Raw genomic sequence first — 19,679 nt, 5'->3', positions numbered from 1 at the left:
CCTTCCACTTCGAAAGACCCTGATGCAATACCAGTTTGAAGTCCACGGCATGACCTGCGGCCACTGTGAACGGGCCGTGACCGAAGCCCTGCAAACCGTTGACCCCCAAGCCAGCGTGCGTATTGACCGCGCACAAAACCTTGTGGAGGTAGAGAGCGAGCAACCGCGTGAGGCCTTGGCCGCTGCCATTACCGAGGAAGGCTACCGGATTGCGGCATAGGCAGGAGGTTTGGGGCCGCCGGTCTTATTTGTAAAACGCTTCTACTTGGCCTTTGAGCGTGAGCAACAAGGGGCGGCCTTTGCGGTCTACGGTTTTGCCTGCGGGCACCTTGACCCAGCCTTCACTGATGCAGTATTCCTCCACATCAAAGCGTTCTTTGCCATTGAGTCGGATGCCAATATCGTGGGCAAACACAGCCGCCAGATGGTGGGGGCTGCGTGGGTCAATGTTGAGGCGGTCGGGCAGGGCAGGGCGGGTGGTGGTGTCGGTCATGAGAGAGATTTTTCCATTGCTTGAACAAAGCCGGGGATTTTCCCGGATTTACCCTGATTAGAACGGTGCCTCTGCGGGGGCTGTGTCGGGGGGGGCGGTGGCTGGGCCGGTGATCACAGCTTGGTCAGGGCGTGTGGTGGTTTTGGTCGATGGGGTGGCGTTGCTGCGTTCGCTTTCACCATCCAACGCCTCAATCAGGGCAGGCAAGAAGGGGGCCAGTTCGCCGGTGGTCAAGGCCCAGTCGGTGTCAAAGCCACGGTCTTCGGCGTTTTGCTCGGCCAGCGCCGCATCGAGCAGGGCCAGCTTTTTCAGCTGCAGCCCTTCGGTCAGCACAAAAGAGAGGCGATCTGCCCAACTGAGTGCCAGTTTGGTGGGCATTTTGCCCGCTTGGATGTGGGCGCGGATCTCATCGATGTCGAGTGGGTGGCGGGCGTAGCGCACCACGGCTTTGTCTTCGTTGCTGCTTTTGAGTTCGCATTCGCGGTCAAGGCTGAAGCCCGAGGGGGGCTCTTGGGTGCTGAGCCATTGCGCCATAGCAGTGGCAGGCGCTGTTTGTGTGTCGAGCAGCCACAGCGATAGCCCTGGCAAGGCTTCTACCAATGCAGTGACTACTTCGTCGGCACGGCTTTGGCTGCTGCTGTCGATCAGCAGAAAATGGGCCTGTGGATCAATCCATACGGTGATGCTGCTTTGTCGGGTGAAGGCTTGGGGCAAGAGGTCGAGTTTGGCTTCCTCCTGGAGGTCGCGGCTTTGGCGTTTGCCGGGCTTGCGGCCGGTGGTGTGCTCTATCTGGGCGGCCTTTTCTTGCACTTTGCGCGCCAGCACGCTGCTGGGCAGCAGCTTGGCCTCGGTCATGAAGCGCAGCAACCATTGGCCCCCCACCGATTCGGCCAGCGGGCCGTGGGCTTCACCACGCGGTGGCACCCAGCCCCAAGATCGCTCTTGGGTGGCACTGCATGGCAGAAAAGGCGCTTGGGCCAGCGCCGCTTCGATCTTGTCTAGCCCGGTCTGCCACGGGTGTGCAATGCGGTAGATGATCATGTTTTTGAACATGGACATACTTTCTGTAGATGCAGGGTTGGCGGGTGCCTCCCCGTGGTGGGATTGTCTGTCAGGCGCTGCGCAGGCCATCTTTACATAGGCGCAGCACTACAACACCAGCGACTGACATGCGGGACTGATGATGGAGGCTGTGCTGCCAGCACGGAGGTCATGGATCACTGCGTGACACCTTCAGCTGGTAGGAACATACTGTGGTGTCATCGCTGGCATGGGTGTGCTGGTGGTGTTTTCCTCTGAAAGGATTTTTCATGGCCTTCTTCCTTCCTCGCAAACTGTTGGCAACTGCTGTGTTGGCTGCCTTGTCGCTCCCAGGGTGGGCTCAGTCGGAGGCAGCGGCGCCTGCGCCTGCAGCTACCCCGCCAGCAGTGTCTACTCCTGCTGCACAGGCCGCCACACCGGCCGCGCGTCCCGGCCTCCGTGCCCAACGTGGTGGGCCACGCTACCACCAGCAGCAACGCTACCGCCACCACCGCATGCGCGCTGAGCAGCGGGCTGCTTACTGGCAGGAACACCGTGCGCAGCATTTGGCCCAACTTAAAGGGCAGCTGCAGTTGAGCCCAGCACAGGAGGCGTCTTGGACAGAGTTCACCACAGCGATGGAACACCAGCCACGCCATGCCCGTTTGGGCTGGGATGATGCGGCCCAATTGACGACCCCTGAGCGCATTGACCGGATGCGTGCTTTGCGTGCCCAGCGTGCTGCCGAGGCCGACCGTCGTGGCGATGCCGTGAAGGCGTTTTATGCCCAGTTGAATCCAGCCCAGCAAAAAACCTTTGATGCCCACCACGGGGCGTACCGTGCGCAGCACTACCGCATGATGGGTAGCCCCGGTGGCCGTGCTTTGGCACCCGCGCCCGGTGGGGAGGGGGCTGCCCAGCCGGGTTGGCAACATCCAGACTGTCCTATGGATGGCTCTGGCCCCCGTGATGGTCGTGGCCCGCGTGGGCCACGGGGGACTGCGCCCGCACAATAAGTTGGTGCTGCCAGCACCTGTCTGGTTTAGGGCTGGTGCTGGCGTAGCCAGTCTTCCAATTGCGACTCGGGCAATGGTGGGCTGAACAGATAGCCTTGGAAGGTCTGACAGCCTGCGTGCAAGAGCACATCGCGCTGTGCAGCGGTTTCTACGCCTTCGGCGATCACGTTCAGGCCCAGGCTGCGGCTCAAACCAATGATGGTATTGACGATGGCCGCATCGTTGGGGTCGGTGAGCAGGTCGCGCACAAAGCTTTGGTCGATTTTGAGCTGGTCTAGTGGCATGCGCTTGAGGTAGCTCAGGCTGGAGTAGCCGGTGCCAAAGTCGTCCAGCGAGAAGCCTACCCCCAGTTCGCCCAGCGCCGTCATGGTGGCGATGGTGGTGTCCATGTCTTCTACCAGCAGGCTTTCGGTCAGTTCGAGTTTGAGCCGTTGGGCGGGAGCCTTGGTGTTGTGCAGCACTTGGGCCACTTCTTCCACAAAACCTGCGTGGCGGAATTGGCGTGAACTGACATTGACGGCCATGCTGATGTGGCGCAATCGGGGTTGGTGCTGCCAGCGGGCCAGCAGTTGGCAGGCACTCTCTAGCACCCAGCGGCCCAGTGCCAAGATGATGCCGGTTTCTTCGGCCAGCGGCACAAAGTCTGCGGGCGAGACCATGCCGCGTTGGGGATGGCACCAACGGATCAAGGCTTCTACGCCGACATATTGTTCTTGGTGGTTGACCTGCGGTTGGTAGTGCAGCAAGAACTGGCCTTGGGTGATGGCGTTGCGCAGGTCGGCCTCGAGTGCAGCGCGGGCCGTAACGACGGCCTGCATGTGTGGATCAAAAAAGCGCAGTGTGTTGCGCCCAGCAGTTTTGGCCTGGTACATGGCCAAATCGGCTTGTTTGAGCAGTTCTCCCACGCTGGTGCTGTCGCCTTGGAACGGTGCAATGCCGATGCTGGGGGTACTGCGGTATTGGTAGCCTGCCAACTCGTAGGGGGCTGCCAGGGTGGAGAGAATTTTTTCACCCACGCCACGGGCGCTCAGGGCCAAGGCGCCGGGGTCTGGGCCCAAGGCTTCGAGCATGACGACGAACTCATCTCCGCCAAGGCGGGCCACGGTATCGATGCTGCGCACACAGGTGTTCAGGCGCTGCGCAACCTGTTGCAGGAGTTGATCGCCCTTGTCGTGCCCTAGGGTGTCGTTGAGGGTTTTGAAGTTGTCCAGATCAATGAACAACAAGGCGCCGCCTTGCTGTTTGCGCCGTGCCACAGCCAAGGCTTGGTGCATGCGGTCCATTAGCAGCATACGGTTGGGCAGGCCGGTGAGCGAGTCGTAGAAGGCCAGGCGCTGGATTTCGCGTTCGGTGGCTTTGCGCTGGCGGATGTCGGTGTGGATGGCGAGGATGGATTCGGGTTGGCCGTCTTCGCTACGCACCAGCGTCCAGCGGCCTTCGATGTCGATGGCGTGGCCATCGCGGTGGTGCTGCACGATCTCGCCAGCCCATTCACCTTGGCCCAAGACGGTTTCGGTGGCGCGGTAAAACAGGGTGGGGTCTTGGTAGAGCAGCGAGACGATGGAGTGCCCCAGCACCTGCCATTGCGGCCAGCCATAAACGCGTTCGGCACTCTTGTTCCAGTAGGTGATGCGGTGCTCAAGGTCATGGACGATGATGGCATCTTGGGCCTTGTCCAGCAGCGAGGCTTGCTGGCGGATGCGGTTGTCAGAGACTTGGCGCTCGATTTCGGCAGAGGCGCGGGCGGCAAAGATTTGCAGGGTAGAGATGACGAAGTCGGGGTCGGCCAGCGGCTTGGTGAACAGCACGAAGATCATGCCGATGGTGTCGCCGGAGCTATCGCAGAGTTGCTGGCCCACATAGGCCTGTGCCTGTAGCCGTCCGGCGGTGATGGGGGTATTGGGGTAGAGGTCTGCGGCACCTTGGGGCACCACGTATTGGCGCTGCGTGAGCAGCTTCATGCTGGGGGTGGCTTCGAGGTCGTATTCCATTGTGGGCAGCAGTTCGCCCTCTACCACCATTGCCAAGGCAGATACGCGCGGAGGCTTGTCATATTGCCGAGGCAGCAGGCGCATCACGCAGCCTGCCTGTGCATCCAGCACTTCGGCCATCTGACTCGATAGTTGCACAAAGAATTCAGTGCCCGTGGCGGTAGAGACGGCGGCAGCCACCTTGAGCACGGAGGCGTGCAGTCGCTGCTGCTCTCGGCGTGCGCGCAGGCTGGTGATGCCAAAGGCCAGATCGTTGGCTAAATCTTGCAGCAGTCGTGCTTCTTGGGCGCTGATGTGCAGCACTTCGGGGGCATAGAGGTAGAGCAGGCCAAAGGTGCGCTCGCCGTGGCGCAAGGGCAGGCTGATGACGCCGTGAAAGCCGTGCGCCAGTAGGCGCTCTGATAGTTCGGCATAGATGGGTTCGCTGCGCACATCTTGCACAATGACGGGCTGGCCTGTGCGTACGGTGATGCCCGATGGCCCTTGGCCGCGCGGGTTGGTGTCTGACCAAGACAGATCGATGGTGTCAAGGTAGCCGTTGCTCAGCCCAGCATGGGCCACCAGTTCAATGGTTTTTTCTTCGTCGTCGCGGGCAAAACCCACCCAGCCCAAACGGTAGCCGCCAATCTCTACTGCAATGCGGCAGACGGCTTCGAGCAGATCTGGCTCGGAGGTGGCCCGCACCATAGCCTCGTTGCAGGCACCCAAGAGCTGTTGGGCACGGCCCAGACGCGCCAATTCACGTTCGGCACGCAGCCGGTCTGTGATGTCGGTGGCCATGATCTGGCGGGCTGGGCAGCCATTGAAGGCGATGGTGCGTGAGGAGACTTCAACATCGATCAGCTCGCCGTCTTTGCGCACATGCTGGTGCTGCAAGCTGCGCCGTCCGGTGCCTTCGCCCAGGGCCAGCACTTCGGCCTGGAATTGGACGCGTTGCTCGGGCAGCCACAGGTCGGCCATCGTCATACCCAGCAGTTCGTGCTCGGTGTAGCCGTACAGCGCCAGCATGGCCTGGTTGACGGCCAAGATGTGCAGGCTTGGGTCGAGGGCATATACCCAGATGGGCTGGGGATGGGAGTCGAAGAGCAGCCGGTATTGTTGTTCGGAGGCCCGCAGTTGTGCGGCCACTTGGCGCAGGTGTAACAGTGCCCCCAGCGATTCGGCCAGCATTTGCAGGTGGGCTGCGTCGCGGGCTATAAAGCCGTTGCCATGCCGGGCACTGGCTTGTAGCAAGCCCACCATTTGGCCTTCTACGCGCAGGGGGGTGACCAGAGTGGAGCGGACTTGTGTATGACCATGCAGCAATCCCACGTCGTCGCACAGGCCACTGGCTGGATTGCATTGCACGGTCTGGCCTTCTTGCAGGCGTTGCCATGCGGCACACTGGCGTAAGGGCATGACCCGGCCCAACAGGGGCGCATCTCGCCCCGCACTGGCTTGGGTGATGAGCTGTTCGCCCTCGAGCAGTTCTACGGTGGCGCTGCGCGCGCCGGTGATGTCTAAGGTGGCTTGGGCCACCAGATCGAGCAGGGCTGGCTGGCTCAAATCCAGTGCGGCCATCCGCTGCTGCACATGCACCAGGGCAGACTGGGTTTGGGCTTCGCGTAGCGCATCCAGGTGGGCTTGCTTGTCGGCACTGATGTCTCGGATGCCACCGACCATCCGCAGGGCTTGGCCGTTCTCGTCCCGGATGACGAAGCCCCGGTCTTGCACCCAGATATGGCTGGCGTCGGCACGCACAATGCGGTATTCCGCAGACCATGCGGTGTCGCGGCCTTGGATGGCGGCATACAGGGCTTTGAGGATGCGTGGACGCTCCTCGGGGTGGATGCACTGTGCCCAACCATCGGCATCGGGCATGGCCTCATCGGAGCGCCTGCCAAACAAGGTGCGGAAGGAGTCACTCCACCAAATGTGGCCCGTGCGCACATCCCAGTCCCACACGGTGTCGGCGGTGGCATTGGCGACGAGATGAAAGCGTTCTTCGCTCAAACGCAGTGCCTGGTGCTGGCGGCGCAGTTGCAGTTGCGCCATCACTTGGTTGGCTAGCATTTGCAACGCTGCACGTTGGCTAGGGTTTAACGCTCCAGGGCGGGTGTCCATCACCAGCAAAGTGCCAATGGTCACGCCCTCAGAGGTGAGCAGTGGTGCGCAGGCATAAAACCGAATATGGGGCGCCCCAGTGACCAGCGGGTTGTCTTTGAACAAGGGATGCTGGCGGGCATCGGCAATCTCCACCACATCACCACAGCCATCGAGCCAGTGTTTGCAAAAGGCCACCGTCAGATCGGTTTGCTGCAACGCAAGGCCGATGCGGGCTTTGAACCATTGGCGTTGATCGTCAATGAAGTTGACCACCGCCATTGGCGTACCACAGATGTGGGCTGCCAGTCGGGCCAATTGGTCAAACGCTTCTTCTTCGGGGGTATCTAGGATGGCATAGGCCTGCAATGCCTGCTGGCGCCGGACACTGGCGCTCAGGGGGAGCACAATGCCCCGATGGGGCGTCATTGCCCTGCCCCTCCCAGGGTCAGGAACATGGGCGCGGTACAGCGCAAGAGGTAAGACGGAGACCTTGGCATGGATCCAATGGCTGGTGGACAGTTGAACACAAGGGCATACAGATACGGCCACGCTTGCCCCAGAGCGCAACGTGTCCAGATACTACATGCACCATGCCATATCGCAAACAGCAGAATGGTGGGATCACAGACGGCTTTTTTGCTATACATAAAATAGCAAATAAAGCCTTTCTATAAACGATTGGGGCGCTATTCTATGCAAATAATTCCTAGTCCGTTGTATGTAACGAGAAGTTAATACTTCGGGAAACTCTGGGGGAATGGCTGTGTGCCTGCGGCCACAGCGGCTTTATGGCCGCAAGAAGGCCACTTGCTGGGCCGACCAGTAGCGCGATTGCAAATGGTCTAGCCGCACCTGTCCTCCGGTGGAGGGGGCATGGACAAAGCGGCCCTCACCGACATAAATGCCCGCATGGGTGGGGGTGCGGCCCCGTCCAAACAGCACCAAATCGCCCGTGCGGCGTTGCTCCAGAGGCACTGTCTGGCCCCACTGTGCCAATTGGGCCACGGTGCGCGGTGGGGCTGCCGCTGTGCGGGCGCGGTAGACATAGCCAATCAGGCCACTGCAATCAAAACCGCCATCGGGCGTATTGCCACCATAGCGGTAAGGTGTGCCCACCAGCCCCAGTGCATGAATAGCGATGTCGTGTGCCATCTCTGACGATAGACGCCCTGAATCCACCGGCAGTGGGGCTGGACGGTGGATAGCCGCAGGTGCAGACGCCGTAGGGGGTGCAGAGCTACAGCCTGTCAGCACCAGCAACAGCACGGGGGTACCCCATCGGCCCCATTTTTGCCATGTCATTGAATGTCGTATCCACTGCACCGCCTGCATCCTTGAGTGTAGAAGGGGCTGGCATAGCCACCACCCCGTTACCCATCAACGCACAATCAGCACAGGCACTGTGGTTTGTGCCAGTACCTTGGTAGTGATCGATCCCATCACCAACGTGGCCAGAGCGCCATGACCATGCGAGCCCATCACCAATAGGTCGAAATGTTTGTCTTGCGAGGCCACCTCTGCAATGGTTTCGGCGATGTGGCCGACCTTGCTGATGGTCTGTAGCGCCACACCCTTGGTGGCCATGAACTTGACCACCGGATCGAGCACCTTCTGGCTCTCGTCCTCATAGTATTCTTCTACCAGCTCCTTGCTCAAGGAGGCACGGGCATGCGCGGGCAATGGCGGCTGCACCGTCAAGGCGGTGTAGTGGTGATTGGTGCCCAGCAACTCTTCATGGGTGGCCAGATAGGCCAGCATTTTTTTGGTGAAGGGGCTGCCATCTACGGCCAACAGAATGTTCATCAGTGTGCTCCTTGTCAGTAAAAGCGAAGGTAACAGCCATCATACGGTGACGCAATACTGGGGCTGGAAGGTATCCTGCTCACCTTTACGGGCATAACCCAGCGGATTGGCGACCACCCGGCATTGCCAAGGCTGCCCATCGGGCCGTGCCCCTTGGGCCACATAGTCACAAGGGGCATGAAGATGCCCGTGCAGCCAGGCTTGGGCCTGTGGCAACCAATCGTCTAGGGCATTGCAAAAGCCTGCCGTGCCCGGTACCAAGCCATAGCGTGGGTCGGCACTGCGCAAACTGGGGGCAAAGTGCGTTACCACCACTGTGGGGCCCGCAAAGGGCTGCGCCAGCGCCGCTTGCAGCCACTGCTGGCATTGCAAAGCCTGCTCACGCACCTGCGCTGCCAAAAAAGGTTGTCCACGCCAGGTGGTGCCTGTTTTGCGCAGATAAAAGTTGGCTGCACTGAACGCTTTTTGGCGTTGGCGCAATTGCTGCGTCAAAGGGGCGGAGGGCTCGCGCAATGCCAGTGCGTCAAAATCACTCCACAGCGTGGTGCCCACAAAGCGCACCCCATTCAGCACGGCTGTTTGGCGCTCCAGCCAGATCAGCCCTAGTCGCTCGCAGGTGCGGCGCAGGCGTTCTTGGGCTGCATCAAAATCCTGACCATCGTATTCGTGGTTGCCCGGCACCAACACCACTGGAGTGGGCCAGCCCGCAAACTGTGGCAGTGGTGAAAAGCGTGCCAACCCAAAATCTTCATCGGCCAGCAGCGAGCCGTGTTGGTATGAGCCTACATCGCCCGCCAGCACCAGCACCTCTGCCCCCGGCGCAGGCTCGGGCACCCAGTGCGGATGCACCTCCAGGTGCAGATCGGACAACAGTTGAATTTTCATTGCAGCACTTCATGGTGGGGTGCAGAAGCAGCCTGTAGGTAGTCACAAAAAGCGAGAAACTGAATACCTACAGATCCATGGGTTAGCGCGGACAGTGACTCATGAAGTGAGAGAAATGAACCCATAAGGTAAGAAATGCTTTCTCAGGGGCCTGAGCAGCTATCGAAACAGACAAAATTCAGCGGCTCTCCATAGTGCCACCTGCAACCGAAAACAATCTACGCCTACATGGTAAGTGATTCACGGGTTCATCATCTCCAAGGCCCGACCATCAAAATCTACCGAACCTGGGGCGATTCATGCAACTCCTAAAGCTAAATTGGTTAAAACAACCTCACGTAACTTGTGTCGATAGTTTCGTAGCAGGTCGGAGACACCCAAGCGCGCGCGTGGCAGTCTGCGGCATTGCTGTACGCCCATCCGGCCACTTTACTAAGGGTGTCACGATCTCCCATGATGCCCGTCAAGCTCCCAATTTCGGCCAGTTGGTCTTGCTTGAGGTCGATTCGTTCCAGCCAGCGTTCCAGATGGGGCTTGGCAGCCAAGGTGTCCGATTTGCTTCTGTTGCAGCTTGGATGCGCTAAGACAAAGTTAGCCGCCATGTCGCGCGGGTAAAGAGAAAAGGGTACAAAGTGGTCTACATCGGCTTCTTTGAGACCCTCGCCGCAATAGAAGCAGCGTAAACCGTCAAGCTTGCGCAGTTCATTGCCCAGAGCAGTCAGAGACTGTCGTGCCGTAGAAAACAGAAAGTCTTCTAAGTCATCAGCACGGCCCAGAATGGGGTGATTGCGACGGTTAGATTTGATGTGCCCCACCCAGTGGCTGCGGCACAGCTGCTGAATGAATGGGTAAAAGCGACGCAAACAATAAGTCACGCCCGGCTTCAGCCGTATCAGGCCTCGCCCAGCCCGTTCGTACAAAAATGGGTCGGTACCACCACCGAAGTTTTGCAGATAGTTCAGCGGTTGGGCGGCAACTACCGTTGCCACTTGGCTGATGAGACCTGAAAAACTATCCAGTACCTTAGCTTTGGTGAGGTGAGTTACTCGGTGAAGCCTGCGAAACTCTACGATGGCTGAGATGACCGCAGCCTGCGCCCCCATGTTCTGCACCAAGGTGTCTGGCTGGGTATCAGGTCTGTCTGTGCCATAGGGTGTGGCATGGCGCCAATAGAGTTCAACAAATCTGTCCGCAATGTCTCTGATGCTCAGTACCAGTTCACGTCCGTCATCATGGCCGCGTTGTAGAGCCAGGTCAGCTAAGGATGTCAGAAGGGCAAACTTGTAGGTCGCAGTGAAATCACCCTCGGCAAACAAGCGTTGCAACTTTGCGAGAAAGCCCAATTGCACATCGGCCGAAGGCGGCGGTATGAGGGTGCTCAAACCTTGGTGCTCCAGTAATTCGCCTTGTCCGCAATAACCCAGCGAACACCCCCTCGGGGGTCAGCAAGGTCACCAAGGTAGCGTGGAATCAGGTGAATGTGCAGATGTGGAACTGTTTGGCCAGCCGCAGGGCCATCATTGATGCCGATGTTGAATCCGTCTGGGTGGAGCTCAGCCTCCACCGATTGTTTTGCCTGTTCTAGGAGCTCAAACAGCGCAGTCCTTTCATCCGGGCTTACTTCGAAAAACGAGCCTACATGTCGCTTGGGGATGACGAGGCTGTGTCCTGGCGACACCGGAAAACCATCCATTAACCAAACAGCGTGCTCGTTTTGTTGAACAATGCGCGTTGCTGGCAAGGTGCAAAAGGGGCAGATTTTCTCGCTCATGGGTTTCAGCCAATCAATTGGCGAAAGGAAGCATGGTAATCCAACGGCTCCGAATGAAGGTACTTGGACACATCCCCGTTGAGCATGTACGAATCTGGCGATTCACGAAACTGGAATAAACGCCACACTATCAAAGAACAGACACCCATAGTTTTCTCAACTTATGGGAGCCTTTTTCTCAGCTTATGGGTTCATCTACATACACACTCAAACGTCAATGTTGCCCGCCCGCAGCGCATTGGTTTCGATAAAGTCACGGCGCGGCTCCACCTCATCGCCCATCAGCATGGTAAACACACGATCGGCCTCAATGGCGTCTTCGATTTGCACCCGCAACAGGCGGCGTACCTGTGGGTCCATTGTGGTTTCCCACAGCTGCGCGGGGTTCATCTCACCCAAGCCTTTGTAGCGTTGGCGTGCTGTGGTGCGTTCTGCCTCCGAGATCAACCAGCGCATGGCTTGGCGGAAATCGGCCACCTTTTCTTCTTTTTGGCGCTCACCCTCGCCACGCAAAACCTTGGCGCCTTCGCCCAGCAGCCCCCGGAAGGTAGCTGCCGCCTCGGCCAGCGCCGCATAGTCGGCTCCCAGCACAAAATCTTGCGTAATAACGCTGCTTTTCACGTTGCCGTGGTGCTGGCGGCTGATGCGCAGCAGGGGTTTGTCCGTGCGGGCATCAAACTCCCCTGCCACCGTGGCCGGGGTGCCCGACGTATTGAGTTCGCGCAGCTTGGCCTCTAGTGCAGCGGCGCTGACTTCGGCCTCGGCCAAGTTGTCCAAGTTCAGCGCCACGCCATCGGCCACGGCGCGCAGGGCTTCAGCATCCATAAAGCCCGACAGGCGGGCAATCACCGCTTCGGCCACTTGGTGCTGGCGGGCCAGCTCGGCCAAGGTGTCGCCACTCAAGGTTTGGGGCGTGGCTCCGCCGGTGGTCACGCTGGCATCTTTGAGTGCGATGCGCAGCAAAAAGCCGTCCAGCGCCGCAGCGTCCTTCAGATACAACTCTTCTTTGCCCGCCTTGACTTTGTACAGTGGCGGCTGGGCAATGTAGATATGGCCGCGCTCGACCAGCTCTGGCATTTGGCGGTAGAAAAAGGTCAGCAGCAGGGTACGGATGTGCGCACCGTCCACGTCCGCGTCGGTCATGATGATGATGCGGTGGTAACGCAGCTTATCGATATTGAAGTCGTCAGCCCCTGCCTTGCTGCCCTCCATGCCTTCGGTGGTGGCCTTGCCAATGCCGGTGCCCAGCGCGGTAATTAGCGTGAGGATTTCTTGGCTCGACAGCAGTTTTTCATAGCGGGCCTTTTCGACGTTCAAGATTTTGCCGCGCAACGGCAAAATGGCTTGGAACTTGCGGTCGCGGCCTTGCTTGGCCGAGCCGCCCGCCGAGTCGCCCTCCACGATGTAGATTTCGCACAGGCTGGGGTCTTTTTCTTGGCAGTCGGCCAGTTTGCCGGGCAGGCCCATGCCGTCCAGCACCCCCTTGCGGCGCGTCATCTCGCGGGCTTTGCGAGCGGCTTCACGGGCGCGGGCGGCCTCAACGATCTTGCCGCAGATGATCTTGGCATCGGCGGGGCGCTCTTGCAAATAGTCGGTTAGCAGGCGGCCCACAATGTCTTCTACTGGCGCACGCACTTCGCTCGAGACCAACTTGTCTTTGGTTTGGCTGCTGAACTTGGGTTCAGGCACCTTGACCGACAACACGCAGCACAGCCCTTCGCGCATGTCGTCGCCCGTCACTTCGACCTTGGCCTTTTTAGCCAGATCATTCTCTTCAATGTATTTGTTGATGACCCGCGTCATGGCCGCGCGCAGGCCGGTCAGGTGGGTGCCGCCATCGCGTTGCGGAATGTTGTTGGTAAAGCACAGCACCTGCTCGCTGTAGCTGCTGTTCCACTGCATGGCCACTTCCACGCCAATGTGCGTGCCAGGAATGCCGCCATAACTTTCGGCAGGGCGCTCACCGGCCGCGTAGAACGATGTGGGGTGCAATACCGTTTTGCCCTTGTTGATGAATTCGACAAAGCCGCGCACGCCGCCTGCTCCCGAAAAATCATCCTCTTTGCCGCTGCGCTCATCCTTGAGGCGGATACGCACGCCATTGTTCAAAAACGAGAGCTCGCGCAAACGTTTGGCCAAAATCTCGTAGTGGAACTCGTTGTTCTCTTTGAAGATGTCGGTATCGGGCAAAAAATGCACTTCGGTGCCGCGATGGTCGGTGTCACCCACCACTTTCATTGGCGAAACCTCCACCCCGTCTACGCTGTGGGTCAGGCGGTGTTGCACCACCCCTTTGCTGAACTCCAGCACATGCACCTTGCCCTCGCGGCGCACGGTCAGGCGCAGTTTTTTGCTCAGGGCATTGACGCAACTGACCCCCACACCGTGCAGGCCTCCCGAGACCTTGTAGCTGTTTTGGTTGAACTTGCCACCAGCGTGCAGTTCGGTCAGGGCGATTTCGGCAGCACTGCGCTTGGGTTCGTGCTTGTCATCCATCTTGACGCCGGTGGGAATGCCCCGGCCATTGTCTGTCACGCTGATCGAGTTGTCGGTATGGATGGTAACGACGATGTCATCGCAGTGCCCAGCCAGTGCCTCGTCAATCGAGTTGTCTACGACCTCAAACACCAGATGGTGCAGGCCCGTGCCATCGGAGGTGTCACCAATGTACATGCCGGGGCGCTTGCGCACCGCCTCCAGCCCTTCCAAAATCGTAATCGCCCCTTCACCGTAGCCCTCGCTGGCCCCTGCCTGGTGGGCGTCGATCTTGGAGACGGCGGGGGTGGTGTTGCCGTTGTCTTCGGGCAGGGAGTGTTCAGCGGTCATGGGGTCAGCCTTGGCAATGCGGGAGAAAACGGGGGGGCGAAATGGTAAAAATCAAAATGCCGCCAGCGCAATGCAAACGCGTGCTGGCGGCCAAGAACAAGAAAAAATCGATCCAAAGACCGTAGCAGCCTTAGATGCGCATAGGCATCACCACATACTTGAAGCTGTCGTTGTCGGGAATCGTCAGCAGCGCCGAGCTGTTGCCGTCTTGCAACTGCACCTTCACCATGTCTTGGCCCATGCTGGTCAGGGCGTCGATCAGGTAGGTCACATTGAAGCCGATCTCAATGCTGTCGCCAGCGTAGTCGATGTCGAGTTCGTCCACCGCTTCTTCTTGCTCGGCATTGTTGCTGGCTACCCGCAGCATTCCCGGCTCCAGGTTCAGGCGAACGCCTTTGAACTTCTCGCTCGTCATGATGGCGGTGCGTTGCAGACAAGCCAGCAGCGGTGCGCGGCCCAGCGTGACTTCATTTTTGTGATTGCGCGGAATCACGCGGTTGTAATCCGGGAACTTGCCCTCCACCAGTTTGGTGACAAACTCCATCGCGCCAAAACCAAATTTGGCTTGGTTGTGGGCAAAGCACATCTGCAAGGCGGTGTCGGTGTCGCTGAGCAGGCGCTGTAGTTCAATCACTGTCTTGCGCGGCAGAATCACCTCTTGTTTGGGCACTTCCACATCCAGCGTGGCGCTGGCAAAGGCCAAGCGGTGCCCATCGGTAGCCACCAGACTGAGCTGGCGCCCTTCGGCCACAAACAAAATGCCGTTCAGGTAGTAGCGAATGTCTTGCACAGCCATTGCAAACGCCACTTGCCCCAGCAGGCTTTTGAGTGTCTTTTGGGGCACGCTGAAGGTGGGGCCAAAGCTGGTGGCCTCCTGCACGACCGGAAAATCTTCGGCAGGCAAAGTTTGCAAGGTAAAGCGGCTTTTGCCACCCTTGAGCACCAGCTTGTTTTGGCTGTTTTCTATCGCTACGGTCTGGTCGCCAGGCATGGTACGCAGAATGTCAATCAGCTTGCGTGCATTGACAGTGGTGGCAAAGTCCCCCGTGTCGCCACCGAGTTCGGCGGTGGTGCGGATTTGGATTTCCAGATCGCTGGTGGTTAACTGCAAAGCGTTGCCCGTCTTGCGCAGCAGCACATTGGCCAGAATGGGCAGGGTGTGGCGCCGCTCAACAATGCCAGCCACCGACTGCAACACTGCCAGCAGTTTGTCCTGGGGAGCCTTCAAAACGATCATGTCAACCTCTTGTGGATATTCTTGTGGATATGTCTGCAAAACCCATCCAGTTGGGATGGATGCCAGATACCAAAACCTGCCATTTTGCCCGCTTGTATCGGGCGCAGCAGTAACAAACCTGCCACTGGCGCTGTTCAACCCTTGAGGGTCTGCTCTAGCACATGCAGCTGCTGGTTCAGCTCTGTGACTTGTTGGCGCTCGGCACCAATTTTGCGCACGGCGTGCAGCACCGTGGTGTGGTCGCGGCCTCCAAAGAGTTCACCAATTTCGGGCAGGCTTTTTTGTGTTAGTTCCTTGGCCAGGTACATGGCAATCTGGCGGGGCCGTGCAATGCTGGCGGGGCGCTTTTTGCTGTACATGTCGGCCATTTTGATTTTGTAAAAATCAGCCACCGTTTTTTGGATGTTGTCCACACTGATCTGGCGGTTTTGGATCGAGAGCAAATCGCGCAAGGCTTCGCGGGCCAACTGGATAGAAATTTCTTTGCGGTTGAAGCGTGCATAGGCCATGACTTTGCGCAATGCCCCTTCCAACTCACGCACATTGGAGCGCACATTTTTAGCCACAAAGAAGGCTACCTCCTCGGCCATCTCGGTGCCTTCGGCGCGTGCCTTGTTGATCAGGATCGCCACGCGCATTTCTAGCTCAGGGGGCTCCATGGCTACGGTGAGTCCCGAATCAAAGCGCGACACCAGCCGGGCGTGGATGTCGGCCAACCCTTTGGGGTAGGTGTCGCTGGTCATGACGATGTGGCTCTTTTTAGCCAGCAGTGCTTCAAAGGCGTTGAAGAACTCTTCTTGCGTGCGGTCTTTGTTGGCAAAGAATTGCACATCGTCAATCAACAGCAGATCGAGCGAGTGGTAGCGGTCTTTGAAGTCTTCAAAGGTTTTGCGTTGATACGCCTTGACCACGTCTGAAACAAATTGCTCCGCATGGATATAGAGCACCCGGGCCTCGGGCCGGTCGGCCAGCAGCCGGTTGCCCACGGCGTTCATCAGATGGGTTTTGCCCAAGCCCACGCCACCATAGATAAACAGCGGGTTGTAATGCTGGCCTGGCATGCTGGCCACATGCAGTGCAGCGGCACGGGCCATGCGGTTGGCGGTGCCTTCAATCAAGGTGTCAAACGTCAGGGCGGCATTGAGCCGGTTGCGCAGCACCGCACGGGCGCTGTCTTCTGATGCCACGGGCGGGGGCAAGGCCGCTTCGGCCACGGCTGCTCCCGCATGGGCGGGGTTGGTGGGGGCTGCTGCTGCGGGTGGCGCTGGGGCGGCCCGGCGCACGGCTGGGGCGCGTTGTGCCAGTGCCAGCTCTAGTGTGATGGGCTGGTCGCCCTGCAAATTTTGCAGCAAGGCAGCAATACGACCGGCATATTGGGCACGCACCCAATCCAGCGTAAAGCGGTTGGCAACGTACAAGGTAATGCGGGAAAAGTCGGCCGAGACTTGGGCGACGATAGGGCGAATCCAGGTGTTGAACTGCTGCACTGGCAAATCTTGGGCCAGCTGCTCTAGGCAGGATTGCCACAGTGCCTGACCGGCATCAGCATCTGCCCGCCGAGTGGCGTTGCGATGGGGTTCCTCTGTCATTTTGGAGCCATTTTTTGTGGATAGGAGGAACAAACTGGGCGTCAAATTCTAGCTTATCCCAAGGTTATCCACAATTTTGATGACCACCGATTGCTATGTCAAAGGCGGGGGGCTCATTGCTTATGGCGCATAAGCCTGCGATAATTTACGGTTTCCCTGAATGTGTTTCAGGGCAATCACCCCCACCGCCCCGGCCCACAGACTGCGCAAAATGCTCTTGGGTGGCGGACTGAACCCTCAAGGAGCCCCTCATGAAACGTACTTATCAGCCCTCCAAGACCCGCCGCGCCCGCACCCACGGTTTTCTGGTGCGCATGAAGACCCGCGGTGGCCGCGCCGTCATCAACGCCCGCCGCGCCAAGGGCCGCAAGCGCCTGGCTGTCTGATCCGCCAGATCTTGGATCGCTCCCCAGTGAGCGTCGGCAGGCGCCTAGGCGGGGTGTTTCCGTGCAGCGGCTAAAAACGCGCGCCCAGTTCCAAGCGGCCTTGGCCGGTGGCACCATAGCGCGCACCCCCCATTTCGCATTGCATTGCTTGGTGCTGCCTGCAAATGCGGGGTCTGTCGTGTCCAGCGCACCCTCTGGGCCTGTGAACAATGCACAGGCCCTTTTTCCCGTGGCCGAACCTTGGTTGGGTGCCATGGTGCCCAAACGGTGGGCGCGCAGGGCCGTGACCCGCAACGCCATCAAGCGGCAAATCTACAACGTGGCTATCCACGCTGGGGTGGCCGGTTTGCCATCGGCGGCCTATGTGGTGCGGCTACGGGCGGCATTTGATCGCCAGCAATTCATCAGTGCCCAATCTGAGCTGCTCAAGCAGGCGGTGCGGGCCGAGCTGGTGCAATTGTTTGCACGCGCTGTGCGCCACAGTGGTCACGGTGGCGTGGCCCCCACGGCACGGACACAACCATGATGCAGCGCCTGCTGATTGGACTGGTCAAGGGCTATCGGCTGTTGCTGAGTCCGTGGCTGGGTTCTGCCTGCCGTTTTGAACCAACCTGCTCGGCCTATTCACTGCAAGCACTACAGCAGCATGGGGCGGCGGCGGGCACCTGGCTCACCGTCAGGCGTTTGGTGCGCTGCCATCCTTGGTGTGATGGCGGCCACGACCCCGTTCCGGCGGAGCCCCCGCGCGCCACCCGGTTGTTTTCACGGCTGATCGCACCGGCCACTTCTTCCTCCTCTCCAAAAAAGTCTCCATGAACGACATCCGCCGTACCATTTTGTGGGTGATATTTGGCTTTTCCATAGTCCTGTTGTGGGACAAGTGGCAGGTGCACAACGGTAAACAGGCCACCTTCTTCCCCACGCCGCCCACCAGCAGCCAGGTAGTCGCTAGCAACACCCCACCAGCCAGTGCCAGCCCGTCCAGCGTTCCCACTGCCACTGGCACCAGTGCGGCGGCAGGCATGGCGGCAGTGCCAGGGCAGGCTGCACCGGCACCCAAGCCCCGCGAACGACTAGAAGTCAGCACAGACGTGTTCCGACTCGCTTTCGACAGCGAAGGTGGCACCCTGATCCATGCCGAACTGCTGCAACACGCCGATATGGCAGACCGGACACGCAACTTTGTGTTGTTTGACGAGAGCCCCCAGCGCGTCTATGTGGCCCAAACCGGGCTGATTGGTGGCGACTTTGCCACCCACAAGACCCCCATGGTGGCCGTGCCTGGCCCCCGTACCTTGCAAGAGGGCGAGAACGAGTTGCGTATCCGCTTTGAGTCGCCTAATCTGGGCGGCCTGCAATTGGTCAAGACCTGGACGCTCAAGCGTGGCGCCTACGATATCGCTGTCACGCACGAAGTGCGCAACAGTGGCACCACGCCACTGTCTCCCCAGCTTTATCTGCAATTGGTGCGTGATGGCAACAAGCCGCCCGGAGAGTCCTCGTTCTACTCAACCTTTACTGGCCCGGCCATCTTTACCCAAGACAAGAAGTACCAAAAGGTTGAATTCGAGGACATCGCCAAGAACCAAGCCGAACACGCCAAAGAAAGCAGCGATGGCTATGTCGCCATGGTGCAGCATTACTTTGCCAGTGCCTGGCTGCTCCCCGAGGGCGCGCGCCGCGAGATGTTCATGCGCAAGGTCGATACCAACCTGTATTCGGTGGGCATGATCACGGCCTTGGGCAGCATTGCTCCCGGTGCCAGCAAAACCCTGGAAGCACAGTTGTTTGCAGGCCCACAAATCGAGAAAACCTTGGAAGCCCTTACCCCAGGGCTGGAGTTGGTCAAAGACTATGGGTGGCTGACCATCTTGGCCAAACCGCTGTATTGGTTGTTAGACCAATTGCACCGCTTGCTGGGCAATTGGGGCTGGGCCATTGTGGGCTTGGTGCTGCTGCTCAAGATTGCGTTTTATTGGCTCAATGCCAAGGCCTATGCCAGCATGGCCAAAATGAAGGCCATCAACCCACGCATCATGGAGATGCGTGAGCGCCTCAAAGACAGCCCGCAGCAAATGCAGCAAGAGATGATGCGCATTTACCGTGAAGAAAAGGTCAACCCGATGGGCGGCTGCTTCCCCATCATGATCCAGATCCCGGTGTTTATTGCGCTGTACTGGGTGCTGTTGTCGAGCGTAGAAATGCGCAACGCACCGTGGATTGGCTGGATTCACGACTTATCCACACCCGACCCACTGTTCATCCTGCCGCTGTTGATGACTTTGAGCTCGTTGTTGCAGACGGCGCTCAACCCCGCACCGCCAGACCCTATCCAAGCCAAGATGATGTGGATCATGCCGCTGGTTTTCAGCGTGATGTTCTTCTTCTTCCCTGCCGGTTTGGTCTTGTATTGGTTGACCAACAACGTGCTGTCCATTGCCCAGCAGTGGCTCATCAATACCCGCATGGGCGTGCCACCGCAGTTCAATCTGCCCAAGTTCAAGTAAACGCCTGAACCACAGTCCCAGCAAAGGCCGCGCAAGCGGCCTTTTTTCCGCCACACTGCATCCTTTTGGA

At 59.1% G+C, this 19,679-nt stretch carries 17 protein-coding genes; 6 read left to right on the top strand and 11 right to left on the bottom strand.

Annotated elements, in window-relative coordinates; all coding sequences use genetic code 11:
- Positions 1-22: 22 nt before the first annotated feature.
- A complete protein-coding gene (locus ACFO6X_RS08630; protein ID WP_382432060.1) occupies positions 23-220 on the top strand; it encodes a heavy-metal-associated domain-containing protein in 198 nt (65 codons plus the stop codon).
- Positions 221-244: 24 nt separating this feature from the next.
- Here ACFO6X_RS08630 and ACFO6X_RS08625 read toward each other — a convergent pair whose 3' ends face one another.
- Complete coding sequence (locus ACFO6X_RS08625; protein WP_382432058.1) at positions 245-493, bottom strand: DUF3297 family protein; 249 nt, start codon at positions 491-493, stop codon at positions 245-247.
- A gap of 57 nt (positions 494-550) precedes the next feature.
- Positions 551-1,546 carry a recombination-associated protein RdgC gene (locus ACFO6X_RS08620; RefSeq protein ID WP_382432056.1) on the bottom strand — a complete coding sequence of 332 codons (996 nt, stop codon included), beginning with the start codon at positions 1,544-1,546 and terminating at the stop codon, positions 551-553.
- A gap of 257 nt (positions 1,547-1,803) precedes the next feature.
- Between ACFO6X_RS08620 and ACFO6X_RS08615 the strand changes: the two genes are divergently transcribed.
- Positions 1,804-2,529, top strand: coding sequence for a Spy/CpxP family protein refolding chaperone (locus ACFO6X_RS08615; RefSeq protein WP_382432054.1), 726 nt, complete (start codon positions 1,804-1,806; stop codon positions 2,527-2,529).
- A gap of 26 nt (positions 2,530-2,555) precedes the next feature.
- Here the strand turns inward: ACFO6X_RS08615 and ACFO6X_RS08610 are convergent, their stop codons facing one another.
- From ACFO6X_RS08610 to dnaA, 9 genes are all read right to left on the bottom strand, one after another.
- The gene (locus ACFO6X_RS08610; protein ID WP_382432052.1) at positions 2,556-7,031 is read right to left on the bottom strand and encodes an EAL domain-containing protein; all 4,476 of its coding nucleotides are present in this window, start codon (positions 7,029-7,031) and stop codon (positions 2,556-2,558) included.
- Positions 7,032-7,391: 360 nt separating this feature from the next.
- A complete protein-coding gene (locus ACFO6X_RS08605; RefSeq protein WP_382432050.1) occupies positions 7,392-7,907 on the bottom strand; it encodes a C40 family peptidase in 516 nt (171 codons plus the stop codon).
- 75 nt (positions 7,908-7,982) lie between these two features.
- Positions 7,983-8,408 (bottom strand): universal stress protein, encoded by a 426-nt coding sequence (locus ACFO6X_RS08600; protein WP_382432048.1) that lies wholly within the window; start codon positions 8,406-8,408, stop codon positions 7,983-7,985.
- 39 nt (positions 8,409-8,447) lie between these two features.
- Entirely contained in the window at positions 8,448-9,293 is an 846-nt protein-coding gene (locus ACFO6X_RS08595; protein WP_382432046.1) for a metallophosphoesterase, read from the bottom strand.
- A 323-nt stretch (positions 9,294-9,616) separates the two neighbouring features.
- Positions 9,617-10,609, bottom strand: a complete 993-nt coding sequence (locus ACFO6X_RS08590) for an HNH endonuclease (RefSeq protein ID WP_382432044.1) — start codon at positions 10,607-10,609, stop codon at positions 9,617-9,619.
- Between the two features lie 62 nt (positions 10,610-10,671).
- A complete protein-coding gene (locus tag ACFO6X_RS08585; RefSeq protein WP_382432042.1) occupies positions 10,672-11,064 on the bottom strand; it encodes an HIT family protein in 393 nt (130 codons plus the stop codon).
- A 207-nt stretch (positions 11,065-11,271) separates the two neighbouring features.
- A complete protein-coding gene (gene gyrB / locus ACFO6X_RS08580) occupies positions 11,272-13,890 on the bottom strand; it encodes a DNA topoisomerase (ATP-hydrolyzing) subunit B (RefSeq protein ID WP_382432040.1) in 2,619 nt (872 codons plus the stop codon).
- Positions 13,891-14,020: 130 nt separating this feature from the next.
- Positions 14,021-15,127 (bottom strand): DNA polymerase III subunit beta, encoded by a 1,107-nt coding sequence (dnaN, locus tag ACFO6X_RS08575; RefSeq protein ID WP_382432038.1) that lies wholly within the window; start codon positions 15,125-15,127, stop codon positions 14,021-14,023.
- A 134-nt stretch (positions 15,128-15,261) separates the two neighbouring features.
- A complete protein-coding gene (gene dnaA / locus ACFO6X_RS08570) occupies positions 15,262-16,716 on the bottom strand; it encodes a chromosomal replication initiator protein DnaA (protein ID WP_382432036.1) in 1,455 nt (484 codons plus the stop codon).
- Between the two features lie 251 nt (positions 16,717-16,967).
- On the opposite strand from dnaA, the gene rpmH reads away from it, so the two are divergent.
- The 4 genes from rpmH (at position 16,968) to yidC (ending at position 19,609) form a co-directional block, all read left to right on the top strand.
- Positions 16,968-17,102, top strand: a complete 135-nt coding sequence (gene rpmH, locus ACFO6X_RS08565; protein WP_005798102.1) for a 50S ribosomal protein L34 — start codon at positions 16,968-16,970, stop codon at positions 17,100-17,102.
- Between the two features lie 61 nt (positions 17,103-17,163).
- Entirely contained in the window at positions 17,164-17,628 is a 465-nt protein-coding gene (locus tag ACFO6X_RS08560; protein ID WP_382432029.1) for a ribonuclease P protein component, read from the top strand.
- On the top strand, positions 17,625-17,918 hold the full coding sequence (gene yidD, locus ACFO6X_RS08555; protein WP_382432027.1) for a membrane protein insertion efficiency factor YidD: 294 nt from the start codon (positions 17,625-17,627) through the stop codon (positions 17,916-17,918). The genes ACFO6X_RS08560 and yidD overlap by 4 nt, the downstream gene beginning before the upstream one ends.
- Positions 17,915-19,609, top strand: a complete 1,695-nt coding sequence (yidC, locus tag ACFO6X_RS08550) for a membrane protein insertase YidC (protein WP_382432025.1) — start codon at positions 17,915-17,917, stop codon at positions 19,607-19,609. Before yidD ends, yidC begins: the two co-directional genes overlap by 4 nt.
- The last annotated feature ends 70 nt before the right edge of the window (positions 19,610-19,679 follow it).

The sequence above is a fragment of the Giesbergeria sinuosa genome (assembly GCF_042652905.1).
GTDB classification, from domain to species: domain Bacteria; phylum Pseudomonadota; class Gammaproteobacteria; order Burkholderiales; family Burkholderiaceae_C; genus Simplicispira; species Simplicispira sinuosa.
The sequence above is the reverse complement of the archived record's forward strand: the minus strand, read 5'-3'. Positions and strand labels throughout refer to the sequence as shown.

Bases quoted from the DNA above. Each gene is read 5' to 3' on its own strand.
- ACFO6X_RS08595 (WP_382432046.1), bottom strand. From the start codon at position 9,293: ATGAAAATTCAACTGTTGTCCGATCTGCACCTGGAGGTGCATCCGCAC.
- rpmH (WP_005798102.1), top strand. From the start codon at position 16,968: ATGAAACGTACTTATCAGCCCTCCAAGACCCGCCGCGCCCGCACCCAC.
- yidC (WP_382432025.1), top strand. From the start codon at position 17,915: ATGAACGACATCCGCCGTACCATTTTGTGGGTGATATTTGGCTTTTCC.
- ACFO6X_RS08610 (WP_382432052.1), bottom strand. From the start codon at position 7,031: ATGACGCCCCATCGGGGCATTGTGCTCCCCCTGAGCGCCAGTGTCCGG.
- ACFO6X_RS08615 (WP_382432054.1), top strand. From the start codon at position 1,804: ATGGCCTTCTTCCTTCCTCGCAAACTGTTGGCAACTGCTGTGTTGGCT.
- ACFO6X_RS08625 (WP_382432058.1), bottom strand. From the start codon at position 493: ATGACCGACACCACCACCCGCCCTGCCCTGCCCGACCGCCTCAACATT.
- dnaN (WP_382432038.1), bottom strand. From the start codon at position 15,127: ATGATCGTTTTGAAGGCTCCCCAGGACAAACTGCTGGCAGTGTTGCAG.
- gyrB (WP_382432040.1), bottom strand. From the start codon at position 13,890: ATGACCGCTGAACACTCCCTGCCCGAAGACAACGGCAACACCACCCCC.
- ACFO6X_RS08600 (WP_382432048.1), bottom strand. From the start codon at position 8,408: ATGAACATTCTGTTGGCCGTAGATGGCAGCCCCTTCACCAAAAAAATG.
- dnaA (WP_382432036.1), bottom strand. From the start codon at position 16,716: ATGACAGAGGAACCCCATCGCAACGCCACTCGGCGGGCAGATGCTGAT.
- ACFO6X_RS08620 (WP_382432056.1), bottom strand. From the start codon at position 1,546: ATGTTCAAAAACATGATCATCTACCGCATTGCACACCCGTGGCAGACC.
- ACFO6X_RS08630 (WP_382432060.1), top strand. From the start codon at position 23: ATGCAATACCAGTTTGAAGTCCACGGCATGACCTGCGGCCACTGTGAA.
- yidD (WP_382432027.1), top strand. From the start codon at position 17,625: ATGATGCAGCGCCTGCTGATTGGACTGGTCAAGGGCTATCGGCTGTTG.
- ACFO6X_RS08585 (WP_382432042.1), bottom strand. From the start codon at position 11,064: ATGAGCGAGAAAATCTGCCCCTTTTGCACCTTGCCAGCAACGCGCATT.
- ACFO6X_RS08605 (WP_382432050.1), bottom strand. From the start codon at position 7,907: ATGACATGGCAAAAATGGGGCCGATGGGGTACCCCCGTGCTGTTGCTG.